This window comes from Meridianimaribacter sp. CL38 (assembly GCF_004328055.1).
GTDB lineage: Bacteria > Bacteroidota > Bacteroidia > Flavobacteriales > Flavobacteriaceae > Gaetbulibacter_B > Gaetbulibacter_B jejuensis.
In genome coordinates this window covers 173,388-190,699 of sequence record NZ_QKWS01000006.1, presented here as the reverse complement: position 1 = coordinate 190,699, position 17,312 = coordinate 173,388, and the positions used below count along the sequence as shown (strand labels likewise).

Sequence of the window (17,312 nt, the reverse complement as noted above, 5' to 3'; positions counted from 1 at the left end):
ATCCAAATTACATTATCTTTGTTAGATTATGAAAAAAATCATTCCTATTGAAGAAGGAGATTATTACTTAACTCCTGAAGGCTATCGCTGTTTCACAGAGCAATACCACCTAAAACGCGGCTATTGCTGCGAAAGCGGATGCAGACACTGCCCATACGGATTCAATAAAAAGCAATTAAAAAGAAACTAATGTCAACAACAACTAACATATCTTTTAAAGAACAAATACTACAAGGAATACCAAACACATTACCTAATCCTAAACCTTATGAAGCTTCTATTAATCATGCACCTAAACGTAAGGAGATTCTTTCTGATGAAGAAAAAAAATTAGCGCTTCAAAATGCGTTGCGCTACTTTGATCCGCAACACCACGCAACACTTCTTCCTGAATTCAAAGAAGAATTAGAGACTTATGGACGCATTTACATGTATCGTTTTAGACCTGATTATAAAATGTATGCACGTCCAATTGATGAATATCCTGCCAAATCAAAGCAAGCTGCAGCTATCATGTTAATGATTCAAAACAATTTGGATTATGCTGTTGCACAACATCCACATGAATTAATTACGTATGGCGGCAATGGCGCTGTGTTTTCTAACTGGGCGCAGTATTTATTAACCATGCAATATTTAGCAACCATGACAGATGAGCAAACGCTTGTTATGTATTCTGGTCATCCTATGGGTTTATTTCCATCACATAAAAACGCGCCTCGTGTAGTTGTTACAAACGGCATGATGATTCCTAATTACTCCAAACCAGATGATTGGGAAAAATTCAACGCTCTTGGCGTTACACAATACGGACAAATGACAGCCGGAAGCTATATGTATATTGGACCTCAAGGTATTGTACATGGCACAACAATTACCGTTTTAAACGGATTTAGAAAAATAAACAAATCACCTAAAGGACATATTTTTGTCACCTCTGGTTTAGGCGGAATGTCTGGTGCGCAACCAAAAGCAGGTAACATTGCAGGCTGTATTACGATTTGTGCAGAAGTGAATCCTAAAATCACCCAAATTCGATTAGATCAAGGTTGGATTGATGAAAAAATTTCAGATTTAGATGAATTAGTAGCACGAGTACAAAAAGCACAGACTAATAAAGAAACAATATCAATTGCATACCTAGGAAATGTTGTTGAAGTATGGGAAAAATTTGATGAATCTAATATTCATATCGATTTAGGAAGTGACCAAACCTCATTGCATAACCCTTGGGCTGGTGGTTATTACCCTGTTGGAATATCTTTTGAAGATGCTAACAATATGATGGCAAATAATCCAGACCTTTTCAAGACTAAAGTTCAGGAAAGTTTACGTCGTCATGCAACTGCTATTAACAAACACACAAAGAAAGGTACTTATTTCTTTGATTACGGAAATGCCTTCTTGCTCGAAGCTTCTCGTGCTGGTGCGGATGTTATGTCTGAAAATCCAACTATAGGTCGCGAATTTAAGTATCCAAGCTACGTGCAAGATATTATGGGACCAATGTGTTTTGATTACGGATTTGGGCCATTCCGTTGGGTATGTACCTCTGGAAAACCTGAAGACCTTGCAAAAACAGACGCTATTGCTTGTGAAGTTTTAGAAGAAATCATGAAAAACTCACCTGAAGAAATCCAACAGCAAATGGCTGATAATATTCAGTGGATTAAAGGTGCTCAAGAAAACAAATTAGTTGTAGGCTCACAAGCCAGAATTCTTTATGCAGATGCCGAAGGTCGAATGAAAATCGCTAAAGCATTCAACGATGCCATTGCTAAAGACGAAATAGGCTACGTTGTTCTAGGTCGTGATCACCATGATGTATCAGGTACAGATTCACCTTATCGTGAAACCAGCAATATTTACGATGGTTCTCGTTTCACTTCAGATATGGCTATACACAATGTTATAGGTGATAGTTTTAGAGGCGCGACTTGGGTAAGTATCCACAATGGTGGTGGCGTTGGCTGGGGAGAAGTTATTAATGGTGGATTTGGTATGGTTCTTGATGGTACTAATGAAGCCGAAACACGCTTAAAATCAATGCTTTTCTGGGATGTAAACAATGGTATCTCCAGAAGAAGTTGGGCAAGAAACGAAGGTGCTGTTTTTGCTATAAAACGCGCTATGGAACAAGAACCTAATTTAAAAGTTACGGTTCCTAATATAGTTGACGACAAACTAATGGACTCGTTATAAACTCAAATAAAGAAGAATATGAAAAACACATTAAAACTATTAAGCTTTGTAGTTATTACTACAATCTTCACATCATGTAGCTCAGTGAGAGTTGCATCCGACTATGATAAAAGAGCAAGTTTTGACAACTATAAAACGTTTGCCTTTTTTAAAACAGGTATTGATAAAGCAGAGATTAATGACATTGACAAAAAACGTATTCTACGAGCTATTGAAAGTGAACTTTTGGCCAAAGGATACACAAAATCTGAAAACCCTGATATCCTAGTAAGTATCTTTACCAAATCAAGAGAAAAAGTAAATGTTTACAACAATGGTTGGGGACCATACGGATATGGTTGGGGTTGGAACCCATGGTATTGGGGACCTTACAACAACACTTCTGTTTCAACTTCAACAGAAGGAACACTATACATCGATTTAATTGATGCCAACAAAAAAGAATTAGTTTGGCAAGGTATGGGAACTGGATATTTGACTAAAAATATTGATAAAAAAGAAGAACGAATCAATGAGTTTGTTGCTAAAATCATGGAAAAATATCCTCCTGAGCTAAATCAGTAAAATCTTTTTATATAATTTTATAAAGCATCAAACTAACGTTTGATGCTTTTTTATTAATTCTTCAATAATACCCATTTTAGGCTTAACCTATAAAAACTTATATTTGCGGCTTCAAAAAGTAAATTATGATTTTAGGTCAAACTACAAGAAAGAATTTTACCCAAAACCCTAAAGACGATATTTTATCAGGCCTTACAGTTGCATTAGCATTAGTGCCTGAAGCTGTTGCTTTTGCCTTTGTTGCTGGCGTAGATCCTTTAGTTGGATTATATGGTGCTTTTATGATGGGAATCGTTACCGCTTTGTTTGGTGGTCGACCAGGAATGATTTCTGGTGCTACTGGTGCAATGGCTGTGGTTATGGTACACCTTATTCAAAAAGGAAATGAAGTTGGTATTAATTTAGATACACCTATTGAAAACCTTGGGCTTCAATGGCTTTTTATTACCTTACTATTTGTTGGTGGCATTCAAATTTTGGCAGGTGTTTTTAAACTCGGAAAGTTCGTTAGACTTATTCCACATCCAGTAATGATGGGATTTGTAAACGGTTTGGCCATCGTCATTTTCTTATCACAATTAAAATTATTTCCTAATGCTGTGCCGCAGGATATTTCATTTTTTGATAACACTTCTAAATGGTTTTCGGCTCTATTTTCTAATGCTGCCTTCTGGAAAATGATGGGCTTTATCGGATTGACTATGGGAATTATGTTTGGACTTCCTAAACTTACCAAGAAAATTCCAGCGGCTTTAGTGGCTATTATTGTTGTAGCTTGTATCACTATTTTTGGAGGTATTGAAATGAGTACTGTTGGTTCCTTTATTGCTGAAGGTGGCGGAAAAGGTTTAGAAGGTGGATTACCAACATTTCAAGATCAAATTTTTGGATTATTCGGAACACTTGCAGGACATTGGGATATCATTATTTCAACTGCATTTATTTTAGCCGCTGTTGGACTGATTGAATCTTTAATGACCTTAAACCTTGTTGATGAAATCACAGAAACTAGAGGTAACGGAAATCGCGAATGTATTGCTCAAGGAAGTGCTAATATGCTAAATGGTCTTTTCGGTGGAATGGGTGGTTGCGCTATGATTGGTCAATCCATCATAAACGTAGACTCTGGTGGTCGTGGTCGTTTATCTGGAGCTTTTGCTGCATTAGCCTTGTTAGGATTTATTCTTTTTGCTGCACCATTAATTGAGCAAATTCCTATCGCTGCATTGGTAGGTGTTATGTTTATGGTGGTTATCGGAACTTTTGCCTGGTCTAGTTTTAGAATCATTCGTAAAATACCTATTGCTGATGCTGTTGTGCTTATTGCTGTTTCAGCAATTACAGTTTGGAAAGATTTAGCAGTAGCTGTTATCGCTGGTGTAATAATTTCTGCATTAGTATTTGCTTGGAAAAACGCAACAATGATTAGAGCACGTAAACGTATACAACCAAATGGCACTAAAACTTATGAAATTTGGGGACCTTTATTCTTCGGATCTATTCAGAGTTTTAACTCTAAGTTTGATGTAAAAAATGACCCTGAAAACGTTGAAATAGATTTTGTTGAATCTCGCGTCAGTGACCATTCTGCTATGGAAGCGATATTCAATTTAATTAAAAAGTACGAGACAGCAGGTAAAAGTTTAAAATTGAAACACCTTAGTGAAGATTGTAAATCTTTAATGTATAAAGCAAGTCCTAAATTTAAAGAGGTTATTGTCGAAGACATTAATGATCCTCGTTATTATTTGGCTGCTAATCCTGAAGAATTTACAAAACCACTTTCGGAATACGATTTATAAAAGAAAAGCGACTCTATTGAGTCGCTTTTTTATTTTAATAATTCAGTAAAACCTCAATCTTAGCTTTCACCTTTTCAGTTGAAGGAATCATTGTTTGCTCTAATGTTGAATTCAGTGGAATTGCAGGCATATTTTCACTACCAATAGTCATTACTGGTGCATCTAAATATTTGAAGCATTCTTCTTGAATTTTCCCAGATAATGCTCTTGCAAAACTGTTATTACTTGGCTCTTCAGTCACCACTAAACACTTACCTGTTTTCTTAACCGATTTCATTATCGTTTCTTCATCTAGAGGATATAATGTTCTTAAATCGATAACTTCTACTTGGTCTTTTAAACCCAATTCTTCTGAAGCATTCATTGCCCAATGCACACCCATTCCGTAGGTTACAATCGTGCAGGTTTCTACATCGTCTTGCTTCCAAATTTCTTGTAACACCCAAGCTTTTCCAAAAGGTAACACATAGTCTTCAGCAGGTTCTACAGAGGTTGCACCTTGTGTTCCTGGCACTTTAGACCAGTACAAACCTTTATGCTCAAAAATAACCACAGGATTTGGATCGTGATATGCGGCTTTCATTAAACCTTTTAAATCAGCACCATTACTTGGGTATGCAATTTTTACACCTCTAATGTTTGTGACCACACTTTCCACAGAAGATGAATGGTAAGGTCCACCACTACCATAAGCACCTATTGGCACACGCAAAATCATACTCACAGGCCATTTACCGTTACTTAAATAACAGCTACGACTCACTTCGGTAAATAATTGATTGAGTCCTGGCCAAATATAATCAGCAAACTGAACCTCAACAATGGGCCTTAAACCAACCGCACTCATACCAACCGTAGAACCCACGATAAAAGCTTCTTGAATTGGTGTATTAAAAACACGGTCGTCACCAAATTTCTGTGCTAATGTAGCCGCTTCTCTAAATACACCACCAAGTCGTCCACCAACATCTTGTCCATAAAGCAGGCATTCAGGATGCTTTCGCATCAATTCTTCTACAGCGAATAAGGCACAATCTACCATCACTACTTTTTCTGCACCTTCTGGCGAACGCTCGCCTTTTTCCTCGGTAATTGGTGTTGGCGCAAAATCGTGCGTAAATAAATCTTCTGGTGTTGGATCTTCTGCTTTTAAGGCGTTTTGAAAATCATTTTCAACCAACGTTTTTATTTCCGCTTCAATGGTATCAATATCCTTTTGGTTGAAACCATTATCTAACATTTGCTGTTTTAAAACAGGATATGGATCACGAGATTTTGCTTCCTCCAAGTCATCACGATACCATTCCATACGAACACCAGACGTATGATGATTTAATAACGGTACTTTAGCGTGCACCAAAAATGGTCGACGCTCTTCTCGTATGGTTTTTATAACTTTTTCCAATGCTTCGTAGCTTTCAATAAAGTTAGCACCATCTATAGAAATAGCCTCTAATCCGTGGAAACCTTTTGCATATTCTGCAGCATTTTGCGCTCTGGTTTCGGCTTCATTGGCTGAAATATCCCAACCATTGTCTTGCACCAAATATAGAATTGGCATTTGCTTTAAAGCAGCCATTTGAAAGGCTTCTGCAATTTCACCTTCGGTTACTGATGCGTCGCCTAAACTACAAACCGTAATTGGATTTAATTGCGATTCTTTGCTATCATTCTGAACAACATTTGAATTTTGAAGTCCTTGCTTTTCCAAATATTGCATTCCCATTGCAACACCAGTTGCAGGAATCGCTTGCATACCTGTTGCTGATGATTGATGTGGAATTTTAGGCTTATCAGCATCTTTTAAACTTGGATGCGAATAATAGGTTCTTCCACCAGAAAATGGATCATCTTTTTTAGCTAATACCTGAAGCATTAAATCGTAAGGTGTCATACCAAAAGCTAACAACATTGCATCGTCTCTGTAATACGGAAATGCATAATCTTGAGGTAACAATTGCATTCCTAAAGCCGTCTGAATGGCTTCGTGACCACGTGATGTGGCGTGCACGTATTTTGAAACTACTTTGAAGTTGGCTTCATACAATTCTGCCATTGTTTTGGCGGTTACTAAATTGGTAAACCCTTTTTTTAATATGTCTTTATTCATCATTATATCTATTCGTCAGTTCGAGTGGAATTGCCTTAAGCAATTTTGTATCGAGAACTTTATACTTACTTCTCGATACAATTTGCTCGTTCCTCACAAATCACTCGAAGTAACGTAATCTTTACACTAATTCCTTTTCAACCTTTATCATCCAGTTGAATTTATCTTCAATTTTTCCTGTTTTTATGGCATTTAGCATGTCGTTAACCTCTAATCCTACCGGACTTTCGTCAGAGACGTGAATGTCGCCATTTTCTGTGCCAATACTCTGAATGTAAGCAATACCAACGGCTGTTCCTGTTCCGAAAGCTTCCTCTAAAAGGCCTTTTTCTGATGCTTCTCGGATTTCGGTAAGCGTGATTGGACGCTCAATAACTTCAAAACCTTTATCTTTTAGAATATCGATAACGCTCATTCTGGTAATGCCATCGAGAATGGCGCCATCGCGACGTGGTGTGATGAATTTTCCATCGATTTTAAAGAAAATATTCATTGTTCCCACCTCTTGAATGTACTCGTGCTCAACAGCATCTAACCACAATACTTGGTCGTAGCCTTTTGCTTTTGCCAATTCCGTTGGACGAATTGCTGCTGCATAATTTCCAGCTGCTTTTGCTTCGCCTGTACCACCATCTACGGCACGAACGAATTTCTTTTCGGCCCACAATTTTATACGCTTGCTGAAAAATGGTCCTGCTGGCGATGCCATAATGATAAACTTGTAACTTGTGGCTGCACGCATACCGATAAAGGCTTCATCGGCATACATAAATGGACGTAAGTACAATGCACTACCATCTTGTGGTGGAATCCACGCTTTGTCCATAGCCACGAGCTGTTTTAAACCTTCTACGAATAATTCTTCTGGAACATTTGGCATTCCCATTCGGTCAGCACTAAAGTTTAAACGCGCTGCATTTTTATCGGCACGGAATAGCATTGGTGTTCCGTCTTCATCTACATTAGCTTTCATGCCTTCAAAAATGGCTTGTCCGTAATGCAACGCCATTGCTGCTGGATGCGTTGGAATTAAAGCTAAAGGTTCAATTCTTGGGTTTTGCCATTCGCCATCTTTATAATCGCAGATAAACATATGATCTGTGAAAGAGGTTCCTAATGGTATGTTGTTGAAGTCGATAGTATCGACTTTTGATTTTTCTATTTTTTTGATTGAAATATTCATATTTATGTTTTTTCGTCAGTTCGAGTGAAATTGACTTTAGCAATTTTGTATCGATAATGATTTAACTGCTTCTCGATACAATTTGCTCGTTCCTCACAAATCACTCGAAGTGACGTCTTTTTTAAATTGTTCTATTCGTGTCAAATTGCTCTAAATAATCAGCAACTCTTCGCACAAAGCTTCCACCCAGGAAACCATCCACAACACGATGGTCGAAAGACAGCGATAAGTACATCATACTTCTGATAGCGATTTCATCGCCTTTTTCAGTTTCGATGACTTCGGCGCGCTTTTTAATAATTCCTAATGCTAAAATGGCAACTTCTGGTTGATTGATTATTGGTGTTCCCATAACGCTTCCAAACGTCCCAACGTTAGAAATAGTGAACGTACTACCTTTAATATCGTCGCCACTCAACTTGTTTTCTCTTGCTTTTCCAGCGAGCTCGTTTACGTTTTCGGCTAACGTTTTTAAGTCTTTGATATCGGCATTTCTAACTACTGGCACAATTAAGTTTCCACTTGGTAATGCTGTTGCCATACCAATATTAATATCTTCTTTTACGATGATATTACTGCCATCAACAGACGCATTGATATTTGGAAAATCCTTGACCGCTTTAGCTACTGCTTCTACAAACAATGGTGTAAAGGTTAGTTTTTCGCCATATTTTTCCTGAAAAGCAACTTTATTTTCATTTCGCCAATTTACCATATTGGTTAAGTCGGCTTCAACATAAGCTGTTACGTGCGGTGACGTGTGTTTGGAATACACCATATGATCGGCAATCATTTGACGCATACGATCCATTTCTACAATCTTTCCTTTGCCTTTATCAAACGTTAATTGAGGAATGCGATAAGCTGTTGGATCTTGAACCACTGATTGTGCAAACTTATAAGGTCTGCCATCTTCGATATAATTGAATACATCGCTTTTTCTTAATCGTCCTTCGTTTCCGGTTGCTGGGATTCTTGCTAATTCTTCAAAACTAATGTGATGCTCTTTGGCTATGGAAATAATTAGTGGTGAGAAGAATGTATTTGTATTATTTACTGAAAATGAATTTGAAGTGGATACCTCAACTGTGCTCGATGTGATAGAACGCTTCTTTTTTTGTTGCTTTTTATCTTTTTTAGATGCTTCGCTATCGTTCTGAATGACATCATTTTTCTTTGTTGATTTTACTTCTTCAGAAACTTCTAAAATAGCGATAACCTCACCAACTTTTACCACATCTTTTGCTTGGTATTTGGTTTCTAGCAACGTTCCTGCTGCTGGTGCAGGCACTTCGTTATCCACCTTATCTGTGGCTACTTCTAATATGATATCGCCTTCATCAAAAGAATCGCCTTCATTGATTAACCAATTAATTATGGTTCCTTCTGTGATGCTCTCGCCCATTTTGGGCATTTTTAGTTCAAATTTAGACATAGTCTTTATCTTCAATTTAGATTCCACATCAAGTGCGGAATGACTAAACGCATTAACTAGCGTTTGTTAGTTTTTATTTCTTACGCGTTAGCGATTGAAACGGCATCCTTTTTTGCTATTAAAAGCAAAAAAGATATAGTGTAAAGCGCGACCCTTGTGGTAACGCCCAAATTATTTTACTTTTTCATAAAATCCCTCAAAGTGTCATAAGCACCTTCTTGGATTTTCATATTTTCGGGAACTTCACGTAATGGCTCAACGGCTTCTAGACTGTTGTGACAATCTTGCGGCAACTGCTGATATAACTGCGTTCCTTTAGTTTTCCAAGCAATCATCTCGTCGCTTACCTGCTTGATGACTTTTGCTGGATTACCAACCACCAAACTACGTGGTGGAATTTTAGTTTCGGCCTTAACAAATGTCATTGCGCCAACGATACTTTCATCTCCAATTTCGGCATCATCCATAATTACGGTATTCATACCAATGAGACAGTTACGACCTAAATTGGCTCCGTGAATGATGGCTCCGTGACCAACGTGCGCACTTTCTTTTAGGGTAATAGATTTACCCGGAAACATATGCACTGTACAGTTTTCTTGCACGTTAACGCCATCCTCTAAAATGATTTGTCCCCAATCTCCTCGAATGGCTGCACCTGGACCGATGTAACAGTTTTTGCCAATGATGACATTACCTGTGACTGCTGCCAACGGATGCACGAAACTACTTTCGTGTACGACTGGTGTGTATCCTTGGAATGCGTAAATCACTATTTAAATCGTTTTAATGTTTCTTTTGTAAAATCACTTAATACCAAGCGACCACTAATAGCTGCTCTTTCGGCTAGAAGCGTGTCCCAATCTTCGGTACCTTGCCAAAAGATTTTCTTCATTTCTTTCATTGCTTCTGGATTGTAATTGCAAAGATTTTCGGCAAAAGTTTTAACGGCTTCGTCTAATGCTTCTGTAGTATCAAACACTTGTGTAAATAAGCCTTTTTGTTTTGCCCATTCTGCTGGATAAAATGTATTGGCATCAATGGCGATTTGTGACATTCCGCTTAATCCTAACTTACGTTCTACAGCAGGACCAACCACAAACGGACCGATACCAACGTTTAGCTCGCTTAACTTTATGGCTGCAAATTTTGTTGCCATACAATAATCGGTTGCCGATGCCACTCCTACTCCACCACCAACGGTTTTTCCTTGCACGCGACCAATGATAAATTTTGGACATTTACGCATTGCATTAATCACGTTGGCAAATCCTGAAAAGAAGACTTTTCCTGTGGCTTCATCATTGATATTGATTAGTTCGTTAAAACTTGCGCCAGCACAAAACGTTCTATCTCCTCCACTTTTAAGAACGATGACTTTAATGTCGTCATTATTGCCAGCATCAGTAATGGTTTGTGCTAATTCTGCTAGAATATTTCCTGGTAATGAATTATGCGCAGGATGAAAAAATTCAATATATCCTACTTGGTTTTCTATGGTTTGTTTTACGTATGGTTGTTGTTCTGACATAATTATATTAATCCAAATTGTTCAAAATGATGGTTTAAATGTTTTCTTTCGAGTAAGTATGACTCATAACGATTCAACTCGCCAAACACTAAATTCTTCAATCTAGCATCTGGATTTTCCTTGAAAAACTCGATGTATTTTTTACGTTGTTCTTTAAACTTCTCAATCGCTGTTTCTAAATCTTGATGTTTTAAATCGTCTAGCGTATCTTTTTCTAACTGTGGAAATTGAGAGTTTTGTGGAAACTTTCTATAGTTATACAAACTTGCGTGCACCTTGTCTAAAATCTTTTCTGGTGTAGCTATTTCAAAATTTTGAATTTCGCCTGATGCAATTTTATAAGTGTATTCTAAATGCTCTATCATATGTTGAGGCGTCATAATTCCCCATTTTGGTTTAGCGTTTGCTTTTAATTTTGATAAGCACTCGTTGATTTTCCCTTCGGTCATTTCAACAAATGTTTCTTGTTTTTTCTGAACCATTGTTAAGATGGTAGCCACGGCAACCAACGGACTATCTTTGTCTGTTTTTTGACTTTCTGGTCGGTTTTCAAAATTAGCATCAAAAACCTCAACGTGCCATTTTACAATACCACTTGGATGCTCGGTTGATGAGACATCTCTATCCACTTTTTCCTTACAGGTTAAACGCACATAAATGGTATCATTGTGGTATAATGGTCTTAAAAATCGGATAGAATCCAAACCGTAATTTGCAGCTACAGGACCTTTATTAGGATACACAAACAATCCAGCCGCAGCCGAAATTATAAAATAACCGTGAGCTGTTCGTTTTTCAAAAATACTTCCATCTAAAGAGGTAATATCTGTGTGTGCGTAAAAATGGTCCCAAGTTAAATTGGCAAAATTCTGAATATCAGTATCCGTAAGTGTACGCTTGTGTGTTTTTAAAGACATTCCTGGTTGAATATCTTCCCAATGGTACTTAAACGGATGATCTTCGGCTTCCTTGTATTTTGCATTTTGCTGATATATGCCAGTGATTTCGGTAATTGTTGATGGTGTTCCTTGAATGGCTGTTCGTTGCAAATAGTGTTTAATACCACGCATTCCACCCATTTCTTCTCCACCACCAGCACGTCCTGGACCTCCGTGAACCAAGTACGGTAACGGCGAACCGTGACCTGTACTTTGTTTTGCCATTTCGCGATTAATCACTAAAATTCTTCCGTGATGACTTGCTGCATTTACAACATAATCAGTCGCGATGGTATCATCGTAAGTTGCAATAGAAGACACTAACGATCCTTTACCCATTTGCGCTAATTGCACAGCTTCGTCCATTGACTTGTATGGCATAATGGTACTTACTGGTCCAAATGCTTCGCGCTCGTGAACAACATTATTCTGGAAAGGATTATCTGTTCTAAATACCACTGGACTTATGAACGCACCTTTATTAGCATTCGCACCAATGGTTTCGATATTATCGAGATTGCCATAAACCATTTCAGCTTCTTTGCTGATATCTGCAATAGAACTTTTTACGGCTTCAACTTGTTGTTTACTCACCAATGAGCCCATTCTCACTTCCTTAAGTCTTGGGTCTCCAATGGTAACTTTATCGAGTTCTTTTGCTAATGCAATTTGAACATCTTCAACTAAATTTTCTGGTACAATAATGCGTCGGATGGCTGTACATTTTTGTCCGGCTTTTACGGTCATTTCCTTTCGAACTTCCTTAACAAATAAGTTGAACTCTGGTGTTCCCGGAACTGCATCTTCGCCCAAAATAGATGCGTTAAGTGAATCGGCTTCCATAGTAAAAGGCACAGATTCTTCAATTAATCTCGGGTGTGCTTTTAACAAACGACCTGTTGCTGCCGAACCTGTAAAGGTTACGACATCTTGAGATTCAACGGTATCTAAAACAGTTTTTACGGTTCCGTTTATGATTTGAAGTGCGCCTTCTGGTAAAATACCCGAATTGATAATTTCTCTCGCTACAGCTTCTGCCAAATAAGCCGATGATGGTGCTGGTAAAACCACTGCTGGCACACCAGCCATCCAGTTGACAGCACACTTTTCTAACATTCCCCAAACTGGGAAGTTAAATGCGTTGATATGTACTGCAACACCTTTTTTTGGTACCATTATATGATGCGCCATAAAACGCCCACCACGAGACAAATCGATTGGATCGCCTTCTACGTGAAACGGTTTATTTGGAAACAATTTTCGTAATGATGCATTGGCAAACAGATTACCAAAACCACCTTCTATATCTATCCAACTATCTACACGAGTTGCGCCTGTTCTATAACTTAAATCGTAAAATTGTTCTTTGCGTTTTGTAAGGTAAAGTGCCAACTTTTTAAGCATATTACCTCGTTCTTGAAAGGTCATTTTACGAAGTACTTCGCCTCCTTTTGTGCGTCCGTAGTTAAGAACTTCAGGAATATCTAATCCTTCAACAGCCCAATTTATGAAGTGTTCGCCTGTTATGGCATCGTAAATTGGTGCTCCTTCTTCTTTTCCAGTGGTCCATTGTCCTTGGACGTAGTGTTGAATTTTGTTCATCTTAATGCCCACGAAAGTGGGTATCTATTTAAATTAAACTTCTTTTCGTGTTGGCGCTACCTAAAGGTCGGGCTTTCCGTTATATCTTTTTTACTTGTTCTCGATACATCCCGATCTTTATTGTCGGGACACTCGACCTGAGGTAAAAAAGGATGTCACTTCAATCCCTAACGCACTTACTTGCTATGTTTTTTCTTAACCAAAGTTTGTTTTCTTTTTGCTAAGAGATTCCTGCCTACGCAGGAATTCGTTCAATCACAGCGGCATAGCCTTGACCCACGCCAATACACATCGTTACCAATGCGTAACGTTTGTTTTGCTCTTTGAGCTCTAAAGCCGCTGAATAGGCGATTCTGGTGCCTGTAACACCAAGCGGATGGCCTATTGCGATAGAGCCTCCATTTGGGTTGATTCTTGGGTCATTGTCTTCCAATCCCCAAGCTCTGGTACACGCCAATGCTTGTGCAGCAAAGGCTTCGTTGAGCTCTATGATGTCGATATCGTCCATTGTCAATCCGGCTTTTGCCAAAGCTTTGTTGGACGCCTCGACTGGACCAATGCCCATAATTCGCGGTTCTACACCTACGACAGCGGAACTCACGATGCGCGCTAAAGGTTTTAGATTGTATTTTTTTACTGCCTCTTCACTAGCGATAATAGTTGCAGCAGCTCCGTCGTTTAAACCTGATGCGTTTCCTGCGGTTACGCTTCCGCCTTCTTTTTTAAAGGCTGGTCGTAATTTGGCTAAAATCTCTTTTGACGTTGTTGGTTTTACAAACTCATCTTTTGCAAAAACGATTGGATCTTTTTTGCGTTGTGGAATTTCAACAGGTAGAATTTCTTTTTCTAATCGTCCGTTTTCTTGTGCTTGTGATGCTTTCATCTGACTCCAGTATGCGAATGTATCTTGGTCTTCTCGAGAGATATTATATTTCTCTACTAGATTTTCGGCTGTAATTCCCATTCCGTCTGTGCCATACATTTCGTGCATTTTTGGGTTTACAAACCGCCATCCAAATGTAGAATCGTACAGTTTTGAATCGCCTCCAAAAGCGCTTGATGGTTTTGCCATAACGTATGGTCCGCGTGTCATATTCTCAACACCACCGGAAATGAATACATCGCCATCTCCTGCTTTTATCGCTCTGTTTGCGTGAATAATTGCTGACAAACCTGAACTACATAGTCTATTCACGGTTTCTCCTGGAACTGTAAATGGCAATCCTGCTAAAAGTGACGCCATTCTAGCGACATTACGATTGTCTTCTCCAGCTTGATTAGCACAACCCAGAATAACATCGTCGTATGCTTCTTTTGGAATGCTTGGGTTTCGTTTTACGATTTCTTTAATTACTAAAGCTGCTAAATCGTCTGTACGTACAGCCGATAATGTGCCTTTGTAATTTCCTATTGGTGTTCTTATGCCGTCTATTATGTATGCTTCCATAAGCCTTTCCCTAGCCCTTTCCAAAGGAAAGGGAACTTGTTTTAGTTATTAATTTTAATATTTTGAGCTATTCATCGCTCAATAAATTGAATTATCTTTTTTAAATATTTTTTGTTGTGAGATTACTGCCTTCGCAGGAATTTTACTCCCAATCTTTTTGAGTGCGATAAACAACACCTTTAAAGAGTGCTACCAGTTCATCTCCTCGTTTTACTTCTACGATATTAAACCCGAGTCTGTTTTTTACGTTTTCTATCACAGATTCAGCGACTAAATAATCTCCTTCATTTAATGCTTCAATATGATTGATACTAGTTTCTATGGACACAGCAAATTTTCCGTGTGTATTTGCCGCAAAACCAAAAGCTGTATCTGCTAATGCATAACTGATTCCTCCATGTGCTTTTCCCATACTATTAAGCATTTCCTTGCGAACCGTCATTGCCACGCGACAACGACCGATTTCGCATTCTAAAATTTCGATGCCTAGCCAACTGCTAAATGCATCTTGACTTAACATTTTATGTGGAATTTGTTCTCCTTGCATTAAAAGAATGTTTTATTTTCTTTATTCATTTTACGCAACAACGGACTGCAACGGTAACGGTCTTCGTGGTACTCGTTGTATAATTCATCTAGTTTGGTTACACACCAATCAATGCCTTTTTCATCTGCCCAAGCTAATAATCCTTTTGGGTAATTAACCCCTTTGGTCATAGCGTTGTCTATATCTTCTGCTGATGCGATGTTTAAAAACAAGGCGTCTGCTGCTTCGTTGATTAACATTACTAAAACACGGTCGAAAATGGTTTGTGATAATTCGCTATCTTGTTTTGGCTCTTGCTTTACAGCTCCTTCAGAATAATCATAATATCCTTTTCCAGATTTTCTTCCAAAATAACCTGCTTCACTTAAACGTTTTTGTGTGAAACTTGGCTTGTATCTTGGATCGAAATAAAAGGCTGTAAATACGGTTTCTGTGACTGTGTAATTAACGTCGTTACCAATGAAATCCATTAATTCGAATGGTCCCATTCTGAAACCACCCAATGTTTTCAAGCTATGGTCAATGGTTTCAAAATCAGCAATACCTTCTTCGTAAATTCTTAAGGCTTCTCCGTAAAATGGTCGCGCTACACGGTTTACGATAAAACCAGGTGTATCCTTGGCAACAGCTACTGTTTTTTTCCAACTTTTTATAGTTTCAACAGATTTGTCTAAAACCGCTTTTGAGGTTTGCACTGCTGGAATGACCTCAACCAATTTCATTAATGGTGCTGGGTTGAAAAAGTGAATTCCGATGCAGCGTTCTGGTTTTTGCAATGATGATGCTATGGATGCTATGGATAAACTCGACGTGTTTGAAGCGATAATACAATCTTCCGCCACATAGCTTTCCAATTCTGAAAAGACTTTCTTCTTGATATCGATATTTTCTACGATAGCTTCAATCGTAAGATTTGAATCTGCTAATGCTTTTAGACTATCGACATACCTGATATTTGACTGAATTCTGTTTTTTTCTTCAGCATCTATTCGACCTTTTTCAATGAGTCTATTTAATATTTTTTCAAGGCTTGCTTTAGCTTTGTCTAAAGCCGCTTGATTTGTATCGTATAATTTCACAGAACAACCAGCAGTTGCCGCTACTTGAGCGATACCGCTTCCCATTGTTCCTGAACCTATTATTCCTACGTTCATTATTTTCCTTTAAAAATTGGTTTACGTTTTTCTACAAAAGCTGAAACGCCTTCTTCGTAATCTTTAGTTTGAGCTGCTTCGATTTGTAATTTTGATTCTAATGCTAATTGCTCCTCTAAATTATTGGTTAAAGATTGATTAAACGCTTCCTTGATTTTCCCTAAAGCTAATGTTGGCATATTAGCGAGTTTCAATGCTAATTTATTCACTTCTTCTTCAAAACTTTCTAATGGCAACACTTTGTAAATCATTCCCATTGTTTCGGCTTCATCGGCAGACACTTTATCACCTAACATCGCTAATGCTGATGCTTTTTGAAAACCTATTAAGCGTGGCAAAAAGAACGTTCCTGCGCTATCAGGAATTAACCCTATTAAACTAAATGCTTGAATAAAACTTACTTTTTCGTGAGCCACAACGATATCACAAGCCAATGCAATGTTAGCTCCTGCACCAGCCGCCACACCATTTATCGCACCAATGATTGGTTTTTTAATATTTCTAATTCTGGTGATAATTGGGTTATAATGCTCTTCTAGAATTTTCTTGAATCCTGGATTTAGTTCCGGACTTGTTACTTCTTTTAAATCTTGACCTGCGCAAAATGCTTTTCCGTTTCCGGTTAGCACGATTGCTCTTACTTCAGAATTACTTTCGCAATCGTCAAAAACTTGCTGTAGGTTTAATGCCATTTCACGGTTGAAGCTGTTAAAAACTTCTGGTCGGTTTAGTGTGATGTAGGCTATGTTGTTTTCTATTTTTAGTTCTATTGAACTCATATTTTTTATAATTATTAA

The 17,312-nt window shown here is 38.1% G+C and carries 13 protein-coding genes and 1 pseudogene; 4 read left to right on the top strand and 10 right to left on the bottom strand.

Going from position 1 to position 17,312, the window contains the following annotated elements; translation table 11 throughout:
* The first annotated feature begins 28 nt into the window (after positions 1-28).
* From DMZ43_RS14870 to DMZ43_RS14065, 4 genes and pseudogenes are all read left to right on the top strand, one after another.
* Positions 29-190, top strand: coding sequence for a DUF5522 domain-containing protein (locus DMZ43_RS14870; protein WP_161566758.1), 162 nt, complete (start codon positions 29-31; stop codon positions 188-190).
* Positions 190-2,064: pseudogene (locus DMZ43_RS14075) on the top strand (urocanate hydratase); the annotation flags it as partial. The gene DMZ43_RS14870 and the pseudogene DMZ43_RS14075, both read left to right, overlap by 1 nt.
* 156 nt (positions 2,065-2,220) lie before the next feature.
* Complete coding sequence (locus DMZ43_RS14070) at positions 2,221-2,766, top strand: DUF4136 domain-containing protein (RefSeq protein WP_131508967.1); 546 nt, start codon at positions 2,221-2,223, stop codon at positions 2,764-2,766.
* Positions 2,767-2,891: 125 nt separating this feature from the next.
* Entirely contained in the window at positions 2,892-4,568 is a 1,677-nt protein-coding gene (locus tag DMZ43_RS14065; protein ID WP_131508966.1) for a SulP family inorganic anion transporter, read from the top strand.
* Positions 4,569-4,602: 34 nt separating this feature from the next.
* On the opposite strand, the gene DMZ43_RS14060 is transcribed toward DMZ43_RS14065, so the two are convergent.
* The 10 genes from DMZ43_RS14060 to DMZ43_RS14015 all read right to left on the bottom strand — a co-directional run bounded on the left by DMZ43_RS14060 (position 4,603) and on the right by DMZ43_RS14015 (position 17,294).
* Positions 4,603-6,678, bottom strand: a complete 2,076-nt coding sequence (locus tag DMZ43_RS14060) for a thiamine pyrophosphate-dependent enzyme (RefSeq protein WP_187347869.1) — start codon at positions 6,676-6,678, stop codon at positions 4,603-4,605.
* Positions 6,679-6,799: 121 nt separating this feature from the next.
* Entirely contained in the window at positions 6,800-7,867 is a 1,068-nt protein-coding gene (locus tag DMZ43_RS14055; protein WP_370450278.1) for a branched-chain amino acid aminotransferase, read from the bottom strand.
* A gap of 115 nt (positions 7,868-7,982) precedes the next feature.
* Positions 7,983-9,266 carry a dihydrolipoamide acetyltransferase family protein gene (locus DMZ43_RS14050; RefSeq protein WP_238155827.1) on the bottom strand — a complete coding sequence of 428 codons (1,284 nt, stop codon included), beginning with the start codon at positions 9,264-9,266 and terminating at the stop codon, positions 7,983-7,985.
* 206 nt (positions 9,267-9,472) lie between these two features.
* Positions 9,473-10,069 (bottom strand): transferase hexapeptide repeat family protein, encoded by a 597-nt coding sequence (locus tag DMZ43_RS14045; RefSeq protein ID WP_131508962.1) that lies wholly within the window; start codon positions 10,067-10,069, stop codon positions 9,473-9,475.
* Positions 10,069-10,827: an enoyl-CoA hydratase/isomerase family protein gene (locus DMZ43_RS14040; RefSeq protein WP_131508961.1), complete on the bottom strand. Its 759-nt coding sequence runs from the start codon at positions 10,825-10,827 to the stop codon at positions 10,069-10,071. Before DMZ43_RS14040 ends, DMZ43_RS14045 begins: the two co-directional genes overlap by 1 nt.
* A gap of 2 nt (positions 10,828-10,829) precedes the next feature.
* Positions 10,830-13,367, bottom strand: coding sequence for a phenylacetic acid degradation bifunctional protein PaaZ (gene paaZ, locus DMZ43_RS14035; protein ID WP_131508960.1), 2,538 nt, complete (start codon positions 13,365-13,367; stop codon positions 10,830-10,832).
* A 235-nt stretch (positions 13,368-13,602) separates the two neighbouring features.
* Complete coding sequence (gene pcaF, locus DMZ43_RS14030; protein WP_131508959.1) at positions 13,603-14,814, bottom strand: 3-oxoadipyl-CoA thiolase; 1,212 nt, start codon at positions 14,812-14,814, stop codon at positions 13,603-13,605.
* A 142-nt stretch (positions 14,815-14,956) separates the two neighbouring features.
* The gene (locus DMZ43_RS14025) at positions 14,957-15,361 is read right to left on the bottom strand and encodes a PaaI family thioesterase (RefSeq protein WP_131508958.1); all 405 of its coding nucleotides are present in this window, start codon (positions 15,359-15,361) and stop codon (positions 14,957-14,959) included.
* Positions 15,361-16,515, bottom strand: a complete 1,155-nt coding sequence (locus DMZ43_RS14020; RefSeq protein ID WP_131508957.1) for a 3-hydroxyacyl-CoA dehydrogenase NAD-binding domain-containing protein — start codon at positions 16,513-16,515, stop codon at positions 15,361-15,363. The genes DMZ43_RS14025 and DMZ43_RS14020 overlap by 1 nt, the downstream gene beginning before the upstream one ends.
* Positions 16,515-17,294 carry an enoyl-CoA hydratase-related protein gene (locus DMZ43_RS14015; RefSeq protein ID WP_131508956.1) on the bottom strand — a complete coding sequence of 260 codons (780 nt, stop codon included), beginning with the start codon at positions 17,292-17,294 and terminating at the stop codon, positions 16,515-16,517. Before DMZ43_RS14015 ends, DMZ43_RS14020 begins: the two co-directional genes overlap by 1 nt.
* Positions 17,295-17,312: the final 18 nt, after the last annotated feature.